This is a genomic window from Candidatus Woesearchaeota archaeon B3_Woes (genome assembly GCA_005222965.1).
Lineage (GTDB): Archaea > Nanobdellota > Nanobdellia > Woesearchaeales > B3-WOES > B3-WOES.
Genome location: NJBG01000001.1, coordinates 629,167 through 646,970, shown reverse-complemented (window position 1 = coordinate 646,970; position 17,804 = coordinate 629,167). Strand labels below are relative to the sequence as shown.

At 31.2% G+C, this 17,804-nt stretch carries 20 protein-coding genes and 1 tRNA gene; 15 read left to right on the top strand and 6 right to left on the bottom strand.

Annotated features, from left to right (window positions below; all coding sequences use genetic code 11):
* Window positions 1–5 precede the first annotated feature (5 nt).
* Together CEE44_03485 and CEE44_03480 are read right to left on the bottom strand one after the other, a co-directional pair.
* Complete coding sequence (locus tag CEE44_03485; protein ID TKJ17570.1) at window positions 6–719, bottom strand: hypothetical protein; 714 nt, start codon at window positions 717–719, stop codon at window positions 6–8.
* Window positions 720–774: 55 nt separating this feature from the next.
* A complete protein-coding gene (locus CEE44_03480; protein TKJ17569.1) occupies window positions 775–1,215 on the bottom strand; it encodes a hypothetical protein in 441 nt (146 codons plus the stop codon).
* 430 nt (window positions 1,216–1,645) lie between these two features.
* On the opposite strand from CEE44_03480, the gene CEE44_03475 reads away from it, so the two are divergent.
* Complete coding sequence (locus CEE44_03475) at window positions 1,646–3,937, top strand: hypothetical protein (GenBank protein TKJ17568.1); 2,292 nt, start codon at window positions 1,646–1,648, stop codon at window positions 3,935–3,937.
* A complete protein-coding gene (locus CEE44_03470) occupies window positions 3,885–6,152 on the top strand; it encodes a hypothetical protein (protein ID TKJ17567.1) in 2,268 nt (755 codons plus the stop codon). Before CEE44_03475 ends, CEE44_03470 begins: the two co-directional genes overlap by 53 nt.
* A gap of 3 nt (window positions 6,153–6,155) precedes the next feature.
* Here CEE44_03470 and CEE44_03465 read toward each other — a convergent pair.
* The 4 genes from CEE44_03465 to CEE44_03450 form a co-directional block, all read right to left on the bottom strand.
* A tRNA-Phe gene (locus tag CEE44_03465) sits at window positions 6,156–6,229 on the bottom strand.
* A gap of 56 nt (window positions 6,230–6,285) precedes the next feature.
* Window positions 6,286–6,669: a DNA-binding protein gene (locus CEE44_03460; GenBank protein ID TKJ17566.1), complete on the bottom strand. Its 384-nt coding sequence runs from the start codon at window positions 6,667–6,669 to the stop codon at window positions 6,286–6,288.
* Window positions 6,670–6,713: 44 nt separating this feature from the next.
* On the bottom strand, window positions 6,714–8,144 hold the full coding sequence (locus tag CEE44_03455) for a glycine--tRNA ligase (protein ID TKJ17565.1): 1,431 nt from the start codon (window positions 8,142–8,144) through the stop codon (window positions 6,714–6,716).
* Window positions 8,145–8,177: 33 nt separating this feature from the next.
* The gene (locus tag CEE44_03450; protein TKJ17564.1) at window positions 8,178–9,461 is read right to left on the bottom strand and encodes a hypothetical protein; all 1,284 of its coding nucleotides are present in this window, start codon (window positions 9,459–9,461) and stop codon (window positions 8,178–8,180) included.
* 16 nt (window positions 9,462–9,477) lie between these two features.
* On the opposite strand from CEE44_03450, the gene CEE44_03445 reads away from it, so the two are divergent.
* The 13 genes from CEE44_03445 to CEE44_03385 all read left to right on the top strand — a co-directional run bounded on the left by CEE44_03445 (window position 9,478) and on the right by CEE44_03385 (window position 17,753).
* Window positions 9,478–9,780: a hypothetical protein gene (locus CEE44_03445; protein TKJ17563.1), complete on the top strand. Its 303-nt coding sequence runs from the start codon at window positions 9,478–9,480 to the stop codon at window positions 9,778–9,780.
* The gene (locus CEE44_03440; protein ID TKJ17942.1) at window positions 9,777–10,943 is read left to right on the top strand and encodes a cysteine desulfurase NifS; all 1,167 of its coding nucleotides are present in this window, start codon (window positions 9,777–9,779) and stop codon (window positions 10,941–10,943) included. Before CEE44_03445 ends, CEE44_03440 begins: the two co-directional genes overlap by 4 nt.
* A gap of 1 nt (window position 10,944) precedes the next feature.
* Window positions 10,945–11,583 (top strand): phosphohydrolase, encoded by a 639-nt coding sequence (locus CEE44_03435; protein ID TKJ17562.1) that lies wholly within the window; start codon window positions 10,945–10,947, stop codon window positions 11,581–11,583.
* Complete coding sequence (locus tag CEE44_03430) at window positions 11,583–11,966, top strand: iron-sulfur cluster assembly scaffold protein (protein TKJ17561.1); 384 nt, start codon at window positions 11,583–11,585, stop codon at window positions 11,964–11,966. The genes CEE44_03435 and CEE44_03430 overlap by 1 nt, the downstream gene beginning before the upstream one ends.
* Window positions 11,948–12,154 carry a hypothetical protein gene (locus CEE44_03425; protein TKJ17560.1) on the top strand — a complete coding sequence of 69 codons (207 nt, stop codon included), beginning with the start codon at window positions 11,948–11,950 and terminating at the stop codon, window positions 12,152–12,154. The genes CEE44_03430 and CEE44_03425 overlap by 19 nt, the downstream gene beginning before the upstream one ends.
* Window positions 12,155–12,360: 206 nt before the next feature.
* Window positions 12,361–12,906, top strand: coding sequence for a rubrerythrin (locus tag CEE44_03420; GenBank protein TKJ17559.1), 546 nt, complete (start codon window positions 12,361–12,363; stop codon window positions 12,904–12,906).
* Between the two features lie 128 nt (window positions 12,907–13,034).
* The gene (locus CEE44_03415; GenBank protein ID TKJ17558.1) at window positions 13,035–13,268 is read left to right on the top strand and encodes an NrdH-redoxin; all 234 of its coding nucleotides are present in this window, start codon (window positions 13,035–13,037) and stop codon (window positions 13,266–13,268) included.
* A 1-nt stretch (window position 13,269) separates the two neighbouring features.
* On the top strand, window positions 13,270–14,175 hold the full coding sequence (locus CEE44_03410) for a thioredoxin-disulfide reductase (protein TKJ17557.1): 906 nt from the start codon (window positions 13,270–13,272) through the stop codon (window positions 14,173–14,175).
* Window positions 14,176–14,187: 12 nt separating this feature from the next.
* A complete protein-coding gene (locus tag CEE44_03405) occupies window positions 14,188–14,574 on the top strand; it encodes a desulfoferrodoxin (protein ID TKJ17556.1) in 387 nt (128 codons plus the stop codon).
* A gap of 147 nt (window positions 14,575–14,721) precedes the next feature.
* Window positions 14,722–15,039 carry a cupin gene (locus CEE44_03400; GenBank protein ID TKJ17555.1) on the top strand — a complete coding sequence of 106 codons (318 nt, stop codon included), beginning with the start codon at window positions 14,722–14,724 and terminating at the stop codon, window positions 15,037–15,039.
* Window positions 15,040–15,093: 54 nt separating this feature from the next.
* Complete coding sequence (locus tag CEE44_03395; protein TKJ17554.1) at window positions 15,094–15,579, top strand: hypothetical protein; 486 nt, start codon at window positions 15,094–15,096, stop codon at window positions 15,577–15,579.
* A gap of 57 nt (window positions 15,580–15,636) precedes the next feature.
* Window positions 15,637–16,554: a hypothetical protein gene (locus CEE44_03390; protein TKJ17553.1), complete on the top strand. Its 918-nt coding sequence runs from the start codon at window positions 15,637–15,639 to the stop codon at window positions 16,552–16,554.
* On the top strand, window positions 16,551–17,753 hold the full coding sequence (locus tag CEE44_03385) for a selenocysteine lyase (GenBank protein ID TKJ17552.1): 1,203 nt from the start codon (window positions 16,551–16,553) through the stop codon (window positions 17,751–17,753). Before CEE44_03390 ends, CEE44_03385 begins: the two co-directional genes overlap by 4 nt.
* Window positions 17,754–17,804: the final 51 nt, after the last annotated feature.

Here is a 17,804-nt window from a genome sequence, read left to right as displayed (position 1 = left end):
TCTTCTTATTTTTTAGGAACAGTGCTTCTTTTGCCTTTTACCATCCTGTTTAATTCACTAACATTTTCTGTGAAGGATGGCAATACTTTTTCAAAAACCTTTTCCATTGCTTTTATTTCAGTACCTACGTTTAGTATGTTTTTATCGTATTCGTGTATTTTACCAATTAGAGAATCGTGAATCTGATTAAAGTTGTCTTTTATATCTTTTATTTCCTGTTCAATTTTGTGGATGGTTGCTTCCATCTTTTCCTTCCATTCTATAATCTTATTTATGCTTTTTACAAGCTCTTCCCACTTTTCGTCAATAATGGCTTCGGCCATCTCTTCTATTTTTTCTTTATTGACATCAAAATCCATAGAAGGTTCTTCAGCAGGCATTCCCTCTGGAGCCATGCCTTCTGGGGCTTGCACTGGTGGAGGCATTCCTTGTGGAGGTCCTGCTTGTTCTGGTTGGCCTGGAATAGGTCCAGCAGGTGCATTGGTTGGTTCATTTATATTTAATGCGTCAAATATTTGTTGCGAATTATAGCCTTGCCTTTGTAGCTCTTGTATAATTTGATTATTTGTCAGACCTTGTTGACGTAGATTCAGAACAGCGTCTGTTGGTGTGTTACTAGGCATCCCTTCTGGTGGAGCGAGTTCTCCTGGTGGTTGTATGTTTCCGGGTTGTCCTGGTTGTGGAGGGACCTTTTCCTCTTTCTTCTTAAATAATGGCATTGATACACCTCTTTTGAGTATTACTTGTTATTTTGCATATAAAAAGGTTTCTTTTTTATTCTACTTCATTAGTCTTTCCTAGTTTTTCATCAATCATTTTTTCGACTGTGTTTTCTGTTACAAAATTAACAGGATTCCACATATCAATATATCTTTTGAAAACGTCAACATCTGATTTTCTAGCGCTGTTTTTTAGTTCACTAATAACTTCTTTGATTGTTATTTTTATAGCGTCAATTTCTTTTTTTACATCTTTTATTTCTTCTAATGTTGTTTTTTCTTCTAATAATATTTTTTTATGTCTGCTTAAATCGTTTTGTTCGTTAACTAATATTTTTTTTCTTAGATTGGATAATCCTTCTTCCATTACCTGGAGCCTTCTGCTAATCTGGATAAAATCCTGAGAATAATCTTGTTGCGGAGTTTCTTGTGCTCCTTTTGGGTCTTTTTCTTTTTTTTGCTGTGAAAATAGATTGAATCCTGCTTCATTCGTCATAATAATGGGTAATAAAGAAGAGGTTATAATAAACTTATGTTAGCATACAAAAGTGGTAAACTGATAAAAAACAGAAGATTTATATATTAATTATATTATAAAATATATAAAATAGTATTATAAATATATGATATTATAAAATATATATTATAATATAAATTAAATGGGAAAACCTGTATCGTGCCAAATTTTTATGAAAACGCTAAAAAATCAAAGATTTTTTGCGTCAGGAAATCTATATGATTTCCATGAATTTGATAAAAAATAAATTTTAAAATGGGGAAAAAAGCAATATCTGCAACAATTGATGAAAAATTGACTAAGTGGATTGATGAAGAGCTAAAAGATTCTAATAAATATAGAAATAAATCGCATTTAATTGAAATAGCTTTGAATAAATTAAAACAAGAGAACAAAAAAAGAGGTTAGTATGGTCTTATTTGATAAAGAAAAAGAACTATTTGCTTATGATGTTATAAGAGAAGGGGAAGATATAACTTTAAAGATTAATTGTGAAACTTATACCAGAACTCCTTCTTTAGAGGATGACCCTGTTTTAATGGCAAAAGCAATAGATATCTTGGCTGCAACCGGAACAGTAACAAAGATTGTTTTTGTACAGACAAGAGAGTATGAATATGATTATTCAACAGCAAAAATGCTGCTGGAAATAGCTAAACTCTATAATCAGTTTATAAAACAAAAGATATTATCCTATTATGAAGTAACTAGTATGGGGGGCACAGATTCTGCAAAAAGATATTCAGATCTGCAAAATGTTTTGTTTAGGGTGCTTAAATCTGATCCGTTAGGGGCATATGTTGAAACAAAGAGGCTTTTAAGGCATGAAAAAATAAAAGCACAAAAACGAACTAATAAAAAAGACCTTCTTGCAACTGAAAAATATATTTCCATATTAAACTATGTTCTTGGTTTACTGGAAAAAACAAAGATTATCTCAATGACAAAAGAGGATTTGATTGGTTATAGGGTTGGAGACAGATCATTATATGGGAAGATAATCTTATCGACTGTAAAGCCAGATTTTATGTTTACAAAACTTATGTCTTCTTATCCAGAAGGGGGAGAAGAGATAGGAGCTTATTCTGTTGGAAATACAGAAGTAACAATTTTTTCACTACCAAATTCTGTTCAGAATTTATATCATATAATCCCTCCTGAGTTTAAGTTAACAGAAGAGAAATATGGCATATTGGATACTGCAAGAAAGGTCATGGCTGAGCATAAGCCTAAAAAATCAGAATTTGTTGATCCTGAAAGAATGAGGGATGTTTTTTATAAGGTTGGTCATGATTTGATAGAAGAGTTGGTTGAACATAAGGGGATAAGATTAAGGTCAAAAGAAGTTGATGAATTAACAAATATATTGGTTAGGTATACTGTTGGTTTTGGTCTTATTGAATTGTTGTTGAATGATGAGCAGGTTCAGGATATTACTATTAATTCTCCTATGGGCAGAACACCGATGTTTCTTATTCATGGTGAATTTGGAGATTGTAAAACAAATATAATTCCTACTGTTGCAGAAGCAGAGTCTTGGGCATCTAAGTTAAGAATGATATCTGGCCGGCCTTTAGATGAGGCTAATCCAATACTTGATACAGAATTATCAATCCCTGGGGCGAGAGCTAGAATTGCGGTTATTTCGCCCCCTTTAAATCCCTCTGGGTTGGCTTATGCTTTTAGAAGGCACAGGGACAAACCTTGGACGCTGCCTTTGTTTATAGAAAACAGAATGATTAATTCTTTGGCAGCAGGTCTTCTTTCTTTTGTAATAGATGGGTCAAAGGCCTTGCTTGTTGCAGGAACAAGAAGTGCTGGAAAATCATCTTTTCTTGGATCTTTATTGGTAGAGATAATGAGAAAATACAGAATTATAACAATTGAAGATACATTAGAGCTGCCTGTCGGTCCATTAAGAAAGATGGATTATAATATCCAACAATTGAAAGTTGCTGCAGCATTATCAAAGTCAACAACAGAGGTTCCTGCTGATGAGGGTATAAGAACAACATTAAGAATGGGCGATTCTGCTTTGATTATAGGAGAGGTTAGAAGCACTGAAGCTAAAGCACTTTATGAAGCTATGAGGGTTGGTGCTTCTGCAAATGTTGTAGCAGGTACAATTCATGCTGATTCTCCTTATGGTGTCTATGATAGGGTTGTAAATGATTTGGGTGTTCCTAAAACGAGCTTTAAGGCAACTGATTTGGTTATAATCACTAACCCAATTAGATCTGCTGATGGCCTTCATAGAGTTAGAAGAGTAACTCAAATTACAGAGGTAAGAAAACATTGGGAATCGGATCCATTATTAGAAAAGGGTTTTGTTGATTTAATGAAATATAATCCACAAACAGATGAATTAGAACCGTCATCTGATTTGTTGAATGGTGATTCTGATGTTATAAAATTAATAGCAGGTAATGTGCCAGAATGGGCTGGTAATTGGGATGTTGTCTGGGATAATATATTATTAAGAACAAAACTAAAAGAAACATTAGTCAAGACTGCTAAAAAAGTCAAAATGCCTCATTTGCTAGAAGCAGAATTTGTTATACAATGTAATGATGAATTTCATAAGGTGTCTAACAGGGTAAAAGATGAGGTTGGTTCTTTAGACAGTAAAAGAATCTTTTTTGAATGGAATGAATGGCTTAAAAGAAATATCAAAAAGCAGAACATCAAAAAAGGAAAATAAATCATTAGAGGTAATTTTAATTATGGCTGACATATCAAAAGATGTATTAAAAGGGCTTTTTAGTAAATATAAAGGTGAATTGAATAAAGAATTGACTGATCGTCCTGTTAAGAAAATCAAAAAACCTATTTTGTCAAGAGAGTATCAGGAATTTAAAAAGGAGCTTATGTCAAAAAAGGTAACTCTTTATGAAAAAGCATGTAATTTTAGTGAAAGTGTGGTTGAGATAAAACCTAAGCCAGAGATGGCAGAAAAGCTGCAAAGATTAATTAATATATCCCATTTGGATATAACTCCAACTGGTGCTGTTACGTTTTCTGTTATTGGTCCTATTATTTTTATTTTTGTTTCTATTCTTTTTAGTTTGATGTTAGGAAGCGGTGTTTTTTTTATAACTGTTGCATTGTTTGTTGGTTTGGTTTTGATTAAGATATTGTCCTCGCTTCCTGAACTAATTGCGAATAATTGGAGAATGAAATCTTCTAATCAAATGGTTATATGTATTTTCTATATTGTTACTTATATGAGGCACACCTCTAATTTGGAGAATGCTATTGGTTTTGCATCAGATCATTTAGCTCCACCTTTAAGTTTGGATATGAAAAAGGTTCTTTGGGATATTGAAACAAAAGAGTATAGCTCTATAAAAGATGCATTGGATAGTTATCTTGAAACATGGAGAGAATGGAATCTGGAATTTATTGAAGCTTTTCATCTTGTTGAATCTTCTTTGTATGAATCATCAGAACAAAGACGTGTTGAGTTATTAGATAAATCACTAGATGTTATGTTGGAGGAAACTTATGAAAAGATGCTTCATTTTGCCCATGATTTACAATCTCCTATAACAACCCTTCATATGCTCGGTGTAGTTATGCCAATTTTAGGATTAGTTATTTTGCCTTTGGTTGTTAGTTTTATGGAAGGGGTAAAGTGGTATCATCTTTCTGTTTTGTATAATGTTTTATTGCCTTTAGGTATTTTTTATATGGCTAAAAATATTTTATCAACAAGACCAACAGGTTATGGTGATTCTAGTTCGGATGAAGATAATCCTGAACTTAAAAAAAAGAGTGGTGTTGTGGAGCTTGGCCCCTTAAAATTAAAATCTACTCCTATGATTATTAGTTTGGTTTTTATATGTATTTTCTTTTTTATTGGTTTTTCTCCTATTTGGATTCATATGGTAGCTCCTGATTATGATATGGGTTTTGGTGAAGATAGTGAAACCAGTGTTTGTGGTAGTACTTTTTGTTTATTAGAGTATAAGATGAGTAAAGCAACTGAAGGTCCGAATTATGGTAAGATTATTGGGCCTTATGGTATTGGCGCCACTATTCTTGGTCTTATGATTCCATTAGGATTAGGAGTAGGGGCGGGTTTGTATTTTAAATTAAGATCAAAAAATGTTATGGAGATAAGAAACAATGCAAAAAATCTTGAAAAAGAGTTTGCTGCTGCTCTATTTCAACTAGGGAATAGATTAGGGGATGGAATTCCATCTGAATTGGCTTTTGAAAGGGTTTCTGATACAATGAAAGGTACTGCTTCAGGAAATTTTTTTGGGCTTGTTAGTGCTAATATAAAAAAGATGGGGATGTCTGTTCATGAAGCTATATTTAATAAAAAAACAGGGGCAATTTTGAGTTTTCCTTCTAATATCATAGAAAGTTCTATGAAAGTTTTAACAGTTAGTGTTAAGAAAGGTCCAAAAGTAGCTGCTCAGGCGCTAATCAATGTTGCCAGATATATTAAAGAGATCCATAGGGTAGATGAAAGATTAAAGGATTTAATGGCTGATATTGTTGGTTCTATGAGGTCACAAATTAGAATGTTGACACCGGTTGTTTCTGGTATTGTAATTGGAATTACATCTATGATAACAACTATTCTTGGTAAATTAGGTAGTATGTTTCCAACAGGAGAAGGGGGAGAATCTGCTATAGCTGGTGCTTCAAATGTTGCTACTATGTTTGGAGATGGTGTTCCTGCTTATTATTTTCAGATTGTTGTAGGAATATATGTTGTTCAAGTAGTTTATATTTTGACTATTGTAATTAATGGTATTGAAAACGGTTCTGATAAATTAAATGAGAGATATACAATGGGTATAAATTTGACAAAATCTGTAACTCTTTATATTATTATATCTTTAGTTGTAATCCTGCTTTTCAATACAATTGCAGGAAGAGTTCTTTTAACAACAATAGGTTAAGAGTGGGAACGGAGGAATTTGAATCCTCGACACCTACGTCTTCAGCGTAGTGCTCTCCCAGGCTGAGCTACGTTCCCGATATAGTATAGACTAAAGCTTAGAATTATTTATAAATTTATCGTTATAGAAAAAATTATTCTATTTTTTCTTCTTCAATGTTTAAAGGCTCTTCTTCTGCTGGTTCTTCTGGTTTTTCTTCTTTAGGTTTTTCTGTTGGTGCAGCAGCATTACTTTCTAATACTTCTAATTCACCAAACCTTCCTGCGCTTAGTTGAGGTTCTCCCTGCCATTCTCCCACATAACCATTTTTTATATGTAGTTTGTCTCCAACATTAACTTTATCAATTTCATCATTCCATAAAGTTAGTGTGACTTCTCCAGAATCATCCTTTACTTTAGCATTACAAACACGACCGGGTTTTCCAAACTTTTGGAATTCCCTTACTTCGCCTTTATCAACAACTTCTACTACTAAATCTACGTTTCCTTCTCTTATTTTTAAGTCTTTTATTGCCATATAACCACCTTTTATTTTGAGATTAGATTAGTATTTATAAAAGTTTATATTTTCTTACCTGTTTTTTCGAATTTTATTTCAGAATCAAGTAAAGATTTTAGTGTGTCTTTAAGTTCAGCTATCTTTACTCTTACTTGTTTTGTATCGTTTCTGTTTCTTATTGTTACTGATTTGTCTTTTAGGCTATCAAAATCAAAAGTAATACAGAAAGGAATTCCTATTTCGTCTGCTCTTGCATATCTTCTTCCTACTGAACCAGCTGTGTCGTATTGACATGCTGCTTTTTCTTTTAAGATATCATAAACTTGTTTTGTTTCTTTGTTTAGTTTGTTTACTAAAGAAAACACACCTATTTTAACAGGAGCTAGTTTATTGTGCAGGTTTAACACAATATTTCCTCTTTTCTTATCATCATTATAAGCATCAAATAAGAATGCTAACATTGCTCTTTCAACACCAAAAGATGATTCAATTACCAAGGGTAATATTTTTTTGTTTGTTGTTTCATCATATGTTTTTAATTCTTTTTTAGAGGTTTTTTCGTGTTGTGTTAAATCAAATTGGCTTCTATCGTGGCTTCCAAATATTTCTTTCCATCCTGTTGAAAACTTATATTCAATATCAACAGCTGCGTTTGCATAATGTGATAGTTCATCTTTTCTGTGTTCTCTTAATCTTAAGTTATTTTTGTCAATACCTAAACTTAAGAACCACTGATATGAATTAGATAACCAATAGGCATGCCATTTGTTCTTGAATATCTTATTTTTGAGCATTTCTTCAATACTCATTACTTTTTCTTTGGAAGTTAAAATATTTATTTTTTGATTTTTTATTTTGTTATAGAATGGACAATCATCAACCTTATCAGGATCAATAAAGTATTGCAGTTCCATTTGTTCGAATTCTCTGCTTCTGAATAAGAATTCTCTTGGAGAAATTTCATTTCTAAATGCTTTTCCAATTTGTGCAATACCAAATGGAAGTTTCATTCTTGCGTTTTCAGCAACTAGTTTAAAATTAGTAAATATTAGTTGAGCTGTTTCTGGTCTTAAATATGAAGTAACTCCTTTTCCCGGCCCTACCTGGGTTTTGAACATTAAATTAAAGTCTCCTTGGTTTGTGTATTTTCCTCCACAATCGCATTTAACTTTACCGAATTCTGCTTTGTCAATTTTGTTTGGTTTTTTGCACTTTTCACAAACAACATAGACATCTGTAAAACTGTCTACATGACCGGAGGCTTCCCAAACTTTAGGATTAGTTATAATACTGCCATCAACACCAACAACATCTTCTCTATTTTGAACAAAGAATTTCCACCATTCTGCTTTAATATTATTTTTTAGCTCTACGCCCAATGGTCCAAAATCCCAGAATCCTGCCAATCCCCCATAAATTTCAGCACTAGAATAAACAAATCCTTTTTTCTTACAAAATACAGTCATGTCTTCTATTGTTATTTTAGCTGGCATAGTAAATATGTAAAGATTATTATATTTAAAACTTCACTTTTTAAGATAGATAATCTCTTCTTTATCTAGATCCAGCTCATTGGAAATTTGTGAAGCCATTTCTTTGTTTTTCTTAAAAATAATTTTATAATAATCCATATTTTTTAAGATTTGTTTTTGTGAGGTGTGGGTTTTTTCTGCAATTTTTAATGCAATTGCTTTTCTTTTCATGTTTCTTATATTTGCCCAGTATATTTTTAGTAGTCTTCCTGATTGCTTGTATTCAACATAATTCTCATATTTTTTATCTTTGCTAACAGAAATACCTGCTGTTATTAGAGAATTGATATATACTAGAAATCTCCAGTGCTGCCATCTTCTTATTCTTCTTTTAAAGATGTCTGCTTTGCTTAATTTATCATAAGCTCTTGCTAGGTCTTCAGGATTTGTGTATTCTTCTGGTAGATTTTTATCAAGCCATAGTAATCTTTGGTCTAGGTCTTCATTTACCATATCAAAAGCATTAATTGATACTTTAGGGTCTGTTGTTTTGAATATCCTGGTTAGAGCATTAATTATTGTTTCCTGATGTTCTCTCTGGCTTAGTGTTTCTAATTCTTCTTTTGTTAGTTTATTTGAATTAGATGTTAGTTGTTGTAAATCATTTATTGCTGCTCTTAGATCTCCTCCTGTCATTCTTGCAAGGCTTTTCAAAGAGGTTTTGTCTGCTTTAATTTTTTCTTTAGTACAAATATTATTTAGAACAGGGAATATATCTTCATGGGTTAGTTCTTCAAATTTTATTAATTGTGTTTTGCTTCTTAGAGAACTAAATTTATTATCCCATGGGTTTGTAGCAGTTAAAACCATAGGATAAGATGTTTTTTGGATTAATCTTTTTAATTCTTGTAATCCTCCTCTGTCTTTTCTTCCAGATAATCCATCTACTTCATCTACTAGAATTATTTTTCCTTTTGAAAAAAGGCTTTGTTGTGAAATAGCCCCCCCAACTATAGAGTGTACTTGGTCTTTATTTCTAAATTCAGATGCATTAATTTCTAAAACCTCTAAGTCTAGTTCATTAGCAACGCAATAAACAGAACAGGTTTTTCCAACACCGCTTGAACCATAGATAAATGCTGCTTTCTTTTTTTGATTTTTAAAATTGGAAATGAAGTTTATTAGCTCTTTTACAACTTTGTCTTGGCCAACTATTTCAGAACATTTTACAGGACAATATTTTTGAATATATGGTTGCATGATTTGATAAAAATAAGATTGATATATTAAGTTTATGGTGTTATAGCATATAAAAAGCGAAAGATTTATAAATGACATATGAATTATCGTTCATATGAAATGTCATTCATATGATACATTCTTTGAGACAATTGGATCTAAAACAAGATTAAATATTATTGAAGTATTACAAGAAAAACCAATGTCTGTGACAGAGATATGTAATTCATTAAAAGAGGAGCAGAGTAAAATAAGTCATAATTTGAAATGCCTTATAGATTGCCATTTTTTAGATGTAGAACAACAAGGAAAAAAGAGGATTTATTCATTAAACAAAGACACAATGGTTCCTTTGATGAAACTTGTTGAAAAACACGTAACAAAATTTTGTTGTGATGAATGCAGGATGGAAAAATGAAAAAAGTATACTTAGATAATGGCGCAACAACAATGATGGATTCTAAAGTGATTGAAGCTATTCGGCCTTATTTTGATGAAAAGTATGGAAATCCTTCGTCTACTCATTCATTGGGTGGAGAATCAAAAAACGCTCTAGAGGAATCACGAAAAATAATTGCAAAATCAATAAATGCAAAGCCAGAAGAGATAATATTTACATCTGGCGGGACTGAATCTAACAATTTTGCTTTGAAAGGTATCTCTTTTGCTAATAAAGATAAAGGAAATCATATAATTATAACAAAAGTAGAGCATAAATGTGTTATAAACAGCTGTAAATGGCTTGAAAAACAGGGTTTTGAAGTTACTTATTTGAGTGTAGATAAAGAAGGTTTTGTATATCCAAAAGAATTGGAAAAAGCAATAACAGAAAAAACAATTTTAGTTTCTATAATTCATGGTAATAATGAGATTGGAACTATTCAGGATTTAAAGAAGTTAGGAGATGTTTGTAGGAGATATAATGTTTATTTTCATACAGATGCGTGTCAGAGTTATACAAAAACAGAATTAGATATGGAAAAACAACCTGTTGATTTAATGACACTAAATGCTCATAAAATACATGGACCAAAAGGGGTTGGTGTGTTGTATATTCGAAAAGGAACCAAGATAATGCCCTGGCAAGGTGGTGGTGGCCAGGAATTTAATATGAGATCTGGTACTGAGGATATTCCTGGTGTTGTTGGTTTTGCAGAAGCTGTAAACCTTGGTTTAAATAAAAAACATGTAGATTATATGACTAAACTAAGAGATAAACTAATTAAAGGCATGTTAAAAATATCACATTCTAGACTTAATGGAGCAACAGGAGATAAAAGATTGTGTAATAATGTAAATATATCTTTTGATGGTGTTGAAGGAGAGGCAATTGGAGGATATTTAGATGATGAGGGTGTTTGTTCTTCAACTGGTTCTGCTTGTTCAGAAGCCACTTTAGAACCAAGTTATGTTTTAAGATCAATTGGATTAAGTCACCAAGAAGCAAATGGTTCATTAAGATTAACCTTAAGTAGGTTTACTACAGAAAAAGAGATAGATTATGTTTTGGAGATTTTACCAGGAATAATAGAAAAGTTAAGAAAAATGTCTCCAATAGGGAATATAAGGAAGGAAGGATAATATGTTTGATTTTAAGGAATTGATAAAAGATATTCAGAAATATTTTGATAGTGGGGGAGGACACAGTTTTGATCATATTGAAAGAGTTTATAATTTAGCTATGGAATTAGCTAAAGATGAAAAAGTTGATTTAGATATATTAAAAGCAGCAGTATTACTGCATGATGTTGCAAGATTAAAGCAATGGAAAAATGAAGTTGAGTGCCATGCTGAGGAAGGAGCAAGAATGGCTCCTGAGATATTAAGGAAGCATAAATTTCCAGAAGAAAAAATAGAAGATGTTATACATTGTGTTATGGTTCATAGAAAGGGTAAATTTCTAGAACCAAAAACAAGAGAAGCAGAAATTTTACATGATGCTGATTTGTTAGACCTGCTTGGAGCAATTGGTATTTTAAGAGCTACAGCACATCTTTACAATAGAAGGTTATATGATGAAAATGAGGAAGAGCCAAAAGAATTTAGATTTAGGGATAAAAGTAAAGAGCCAAAAACAGTTTTGAATTGGTTGTATGCGTTGTCTTTGATGGAACTTTCATTTTTTAAAACTGAAAAAGCAAGAGAGTTTGGTAAAGAAAGATTAGATTATTTAAAAGATTTTATTAAGCATTTTAAAAAGGAGTGGAAAGGTGAATTATAATGTATGATAAAAAAACACTAGATAGATTTAGAAATCCAAAATTTTCAGGAGAGATTAAAAAGCCTGATGCAGTTGGACAAGAAGGAAATGTAAAATGCGGAGATATTATGAAGATCTTCCTCAAAATAGATAAAGGGACCATAAAAGATATAAAATTCCAGACTTATGGTTGTGTTGCTGCAATAGCTTCTTCAGATGCTATGTGCGAGATTGCAAAAGGGAAGAAAGTAGAAGATGCTTTAAAGATAAAACCAGAAGATATTGTTAAAAAATTAGGAGATGTGCCTCCTATAAAATTTCACTGCTCCATATTAGGGACAAAAGCTTTGAAAAATGCAATTGAAAATTATAAGAAGAGGGAAAAATGTCTAAAACAAAAATAACTAAGAATAGTTTATTAGGTGATGTAATGAAGATAGAAGGTTCTCATGAAGTATTATCTAAACATAATGTTCCTTGTTTGGGGTGTGCTATGGTCCATATGGAGATGGGGTTTTTGAAAATAGGAGATATTTGTAAAAATTATGGAATAGATTCAGAAAAATTATTGAAAGAGTTAAACAAACTTTAGAAAATGGCTATCTATTATTCAAATCAGCATTATGAAGGAAGCAGAGAGTACAGTACTCTTAATTACAAATCAAATAAAGTGTCCTATTCAACAAAAAGCACTGTAGGATGTGGGGCTGGTTGTGATCCTTGTGTTTATTGTAAAGGATAACAACAATTTTTATATAATTAAATTATATAAATAAAAACTAAGGAGGGGTAATATATATGTCTAAAACAGAAGAAAATCTAAAAGCATCTTTTGCTGGTGAGAGTCAAGCAAGAAACAAATACACATATTTTGCAAAGGTTGCAAGGAAACAAGGGTATTATTATATTGCGAAGATATTTGAGGAGACAGCAGATAATGAAAAACAACACGCAAAAGAAGAGTTTAAACTTCTAAAAGGTATTGGAGATACTGCTGAAAACCTTAAAGCAGCAATTGAAGGAGAACATTATGAGAATACTGAAATGTATCCTAATATGAAGAAAGATGCTGAAGAAGAAGGGAATAAAGAAGCTGCGCATTTGTTTGGAGAGATTGCAAAGGTAGAAAAAGAGCATGAAGAGAGATATAAAAAATTATTAGAGATGGTTGAGAAAGGAACTTTGTTTAAAAGAGAGAAACCAATAAGATGGAAATGCAGTAAGTGTGGTTATATTCATGAAGGAACAGAACCGCCAGAAAAGTGTCCTGCATGCAAACATCCTAGAGAATATTATGAACCAGAGTGTATGTGTTTTAAAGAAGGATGTGAAATCTGCAATTAAGAGGTTTAAAAATGAAAAAAGAAGAATGTTTTGATTTTGGTAGTAAAAAAGTATGCAATGTATGCAAATGTGATGAAGATTCATGCAAATGTGAAATGGAAATCAAAGATTGATTAGGGGTAATGAAAATGACAAAAATAAAAGTTTATTCAACACCAACATGTCCATGGTGCGTGAAGATAAAAGAATTTTTAGACGAGAAGAAAGTTGAGTATGAAGATATAGATGTATCTGTCGATCATGAAGCTGCAAAAGAGATGATGGAAAAATCCGGACAGATGGGTGTTCCACAAATAGAGATTAATGGAAAAGTGATTGTGGGTTTTGACAAAGAAGCAATAGAAGCAGAATTGGCAAAATAATATGTATGACTCAATAATAATTGGAGCAGGGATTGCTGGATTAAGTTCAGCAATTTATGCTTCAAGAAAAAGGATGAAGTTTGAGATTATTTCTTCTGATATTGGCGGTCAGTTTATGGTAAGTGGAGAAATATTGAATTATCCTGGAATAGTTAAAACAACTGGTGTAGGGTTTAGTTCTGTAATGGAAGAACAGATGAAATTTAATAATGTTAATATTATAAAAGAGTCGGTAAAGAAAATAGAAAAATTAGGTTCAAATTTCAAGGTTATAACTGATAAAAAAGAGTATGAAACTAGAACAGTGATTATAGCAACTGGTGCTAGGCCTAGGAAAATTGGTGTTCCTGGAGAAGAAGAGTTTGCTAAGAAAGGGGTTACTTATTGCTCTATTTGTGATGGTCCTTTGTTTTCAGGAAAAGATGTTGTTATTATTGGCGGGGGGGATGCTGCGCTTGAAGCAGTAGATTTTTTAAAAGAGATTGTGTCAAAAATTTATCTTTTAGTTAGAGGAGATAAATTTACAGCTCATGAATATCTTCAGGAAAGAGTAAAAGAGAATTCTAAGGTTGAAATTTTGTTCAATGTTGAAACAAAAGAGATTTTAGGTGACAATTTTGTTTCAGGAGTTAAGTATGAGCAAGATGGTGAAGAAAAAACAATAGATGTTCAAGGAGTTATTATAGAAATTGGAAGGATACCAAATACTGAAAATTTTGAAGATGTTATTAAATTAGATGAACACAATCATATATCTATAGATTGTCAGACAAACACTAATGTTCCTGGAATATTTGCAGCAGGAGATTGTGCATCTGGCCATGAATACCAGTATGTAATTGCTGCTGGTCAGGGATGTATGGCACTAATTAAGGCTGCAAGATATTTGGCTAAAAAGAAAGATTAAAAGGTGATAAATATGGTAAAAGCAAATGGAATTTATAAATGTGAGTTGTGTGGAAATGTTGTTTCTGTTATTGAAGCAAAAGATCCTGCTATTGTGTGTTGTGGTCAGGAAATGATATTATTAGAAGAAAAAACGAATGATGAAGGACAGGAAAAACATGTTCCTGTAATAGAAAAAACAGATAAAGGCATAAAAGTAAAGATTGGTTCAGTGCCTCATCCAATGGAAGATGGGCATTATATCGGCCTTGTTCAATTAATTAAATATGGTGAAGTGATTATAGGGAAAAGACTTAAACCCGGTGATAAACCTGAAGCAGATTTTTGTTGTATAGTTGAAACAGATGGATTAAAAGCAAGAATATTTTGTAATCTTCATGGAGTATGGGTAAGTAAATAGAGAATAAGCATTCTAGATTTAAAGATGAAAAAAGTTGATATTGATAGGATTTATAATATTCTAAAAAAAGAAGTTGAAGAACTTGGATGTAATAAGGAAGCTAAAGAAATCTGTCCTGTTGATGCAATAAAAATAGAAGAGGTATAAATGGAAGAAGATAAAGGGTTTTTTAAAAATTTAAATGAAGTTATGGGGTTTCCAAAAGAGGGAATTTTTAGTAAAGTTTTAGCTAAATCAGATAGTTATAATTATACTTTAATGTGTCTTTCAAAAGGAACTAATATAGATGAGCATACTTCAACAAAAAATGGGGTTGTACAAGTTATTAAGGGAAAAGGTATATTTAAATTATTTGATAAAGAAATAGAAATGAAGCCAAACATATTTATCTTTATGCCAAAGGATGCTCCTCATTCCTTAAAAGCAGAAGAAGATTTAGCAATATTGTTATTGTTGACGAATTAAATATATAGAAACGAAGTATTTAAATATTAAAAAAATTATGATATTTTGAAGAAAATGGAGTTCAATCAAAAGAATATTGGATGGTCTTTAGTTGGTTTTTCTATAATTCTTATGGTTGTACTTATATTTGTAAAAATAGATATAGATAGAAGAGGAGTTCTTCTTTGTGAATTGGTTTCTGAAACTCCTGACATGGATATGAAAGAATGTCCTGTGCATAAGAACAATACTTCGTGGTTGATTGTTGGGGCGTTTGGTATAGCTTTTGTTATTCTTGTGGTTGGATTTTATTTGGTATTTAATAAAACAGAAGCTAGTGATTCTAAATTTAAAAAGGTTAATCTTTCAAAATTGAATAAAGAAGAAAAGAATATATATAATATGATAAAAGGAAAAGAAGGTTCAATGTATCAAAGCGATATTATTAAAGAAACAGGATTATCAAAAGTAAATGTAACCAGGCTTCTTGACAAGATGGAAAACAAAAAAGTTCTTGAAAGAAAGAGAAGAGGCATGACTAATATTATAGTTCTTAAGTGAAACTAGTTTCACAGTTATCTTTAAAAAGGGTTTCAATATTACCTAATATGAATAAAAATGGTTTTATGTTTAGTAGCATTACCAATTTTTGCGGTACTTGGTATATTTAGTGTTAAGTATAGAAAATTAACTAAAGATGCATTAGATTGTTTGTTTAGGACTGTAACATTAAGAAAATGTAGATCTGGTCTAGATGATAAAATAAAATCTGATGTTACTGGAACTGTACTTAGATACTCTCCGAAAACAGCAAAATTTGTCTATAAACATTATAAAATTTTATCTTGGATTGTTTTAATTATATTTTTATGGAGTTTTTATGTAAGTATAAGTGGGTTGTATAATTACGTAAATTATGGGAATTGTAATGGGCCAGAATCAACTGATTTTTGTATATTTGACCTTACTGGTGAAAACAGCAAGATATCAGAAGGTGATATAACAATTCAATCAGAAATAGTTTATCCATCTCTTGAGGATGATGATCCTATAATAGGAGAAGAAATGGCAGAATTGACTATAATAGAGTTTGGATGTTATATGTGCCCTTATACAAAAAAAGCAGAACCAATAGTTCAAGAAGTTATTGATTATTATATGGGTAGAGTTAATTTTCAATTCAAAACATTTTACATACCCCATCATAATTTAAGTTATAGGGCTGCTTTGGCTGTAAATTGTGCTCAAGAACAGGATAAATATGTAGAATATCATAATGCTTTGTTTGATTTACAAGATAGTATAAAAAATGATTATTCGTTTTTTTCAATTGCAACGAATCTTAAATTAGAGGTAGAACAATTTAAAGAGTGTGTTTATGATGATAGGTATAAACAAGAGATTGATAGTGATTCTCTAATGGGTTTACATGCTGGTGTGGTTGGAACTCCAACTTTTTTCATAAATGAACAAAAGATTGTTGGTCCAAAACCATTTAAAACCTTTAAAAAAATAATAAATAAAGAGTTAAAATGATTTTCAAATATGATGTTGAAAAAATTAGAGAAGATTTTCCAGTTTTGTCTAAATCAATAATTTATTTTGATAGTGCGTGTATGTCTCTAAAACCAAAGCAAGTGATATCTAAAATTAATGAGTATTATAATGAATATCCTGGTTGTGCTGGAAGAAGTTCTCATAAACTGGCTAGTAGAGTTGAAGAAGAAGTGGCTAAATCACGGAATGAAGTAAAGAATTTTATTAATGCTAAATATGATTCAGAAATAATTTTTACAAGGAACACCACAGAAGGGTTGAATTTAGTAGCAAATTCTTTTGGATTAAAACAAGGAGATGAAGTAATTATTAGTGACAAAGAACATAATTCAAATTTGCTTCCCTGGTTAAAGTTACAGGAAAAGGGAATAAAAATTGTAGTAGTAGACAGTAATGAAGATAATACATTTAATCTTGAAAACTTTAAAAATCGTTTTACTTCAAATACTAAATTAGTATCTGTTGTTCATGTTTCTAATTTAGATGGTGTTGAAAATCCTATAAAAGAGATTGCTCAAATAACACATCAGAATAATGCTTTATTGTTAGTGGATGCTGCACAAAGTGCGCCACATAAAGAATTAGATGTAAGAAAACTCGATGTTGATTTTATGGCTTTTTCAGGACACAAAATGCTTGGGCCTACAGGAACCGGTGTTTTGTATGGGAAAAAAGAATTATTAGAAAAATTAGATCAGTTTATTGTTGGAGGGGAAACAGTAACTGATTCAACATATCAGGATTATAAAAAAGAAGAACTCCCAATGAGATTTGAGGCAGGTTTACAGGATTATGCTGGAATAATTGGATTAGGAGAAGCTTGTAGGTATCTTAAAAAGATTGGATTAAAAAAAATAGCAGAGCATGAAACAAAATTGAATAAAATGATTACAGAAGAGTTAGGAGATAATGAAAAGATAGAATTAATTGGACCAAAAGAAGCTGAAAAAAGGTCTGGAATCTTCTCTTTTAATATAAAAGGAAAGGATATGCACCATATTTCAAGGATGTTAGATAAATCAAAGAATATAATGACAAGAAGTGGAGCACATTGTGTACATAGTTGGTTTAATAAACATAATATGAAAGGGAGCGTAAGAGCATCTTTATATTTATACAATACTGAAGAAGAAGTTAGAACATTCATAGATGAGGTTAAAAAAATATTAAATTTATAGTGTTTGTTGTATCATTTAGGAAATTATAAGTTATTTAAACAAAGAAAAATA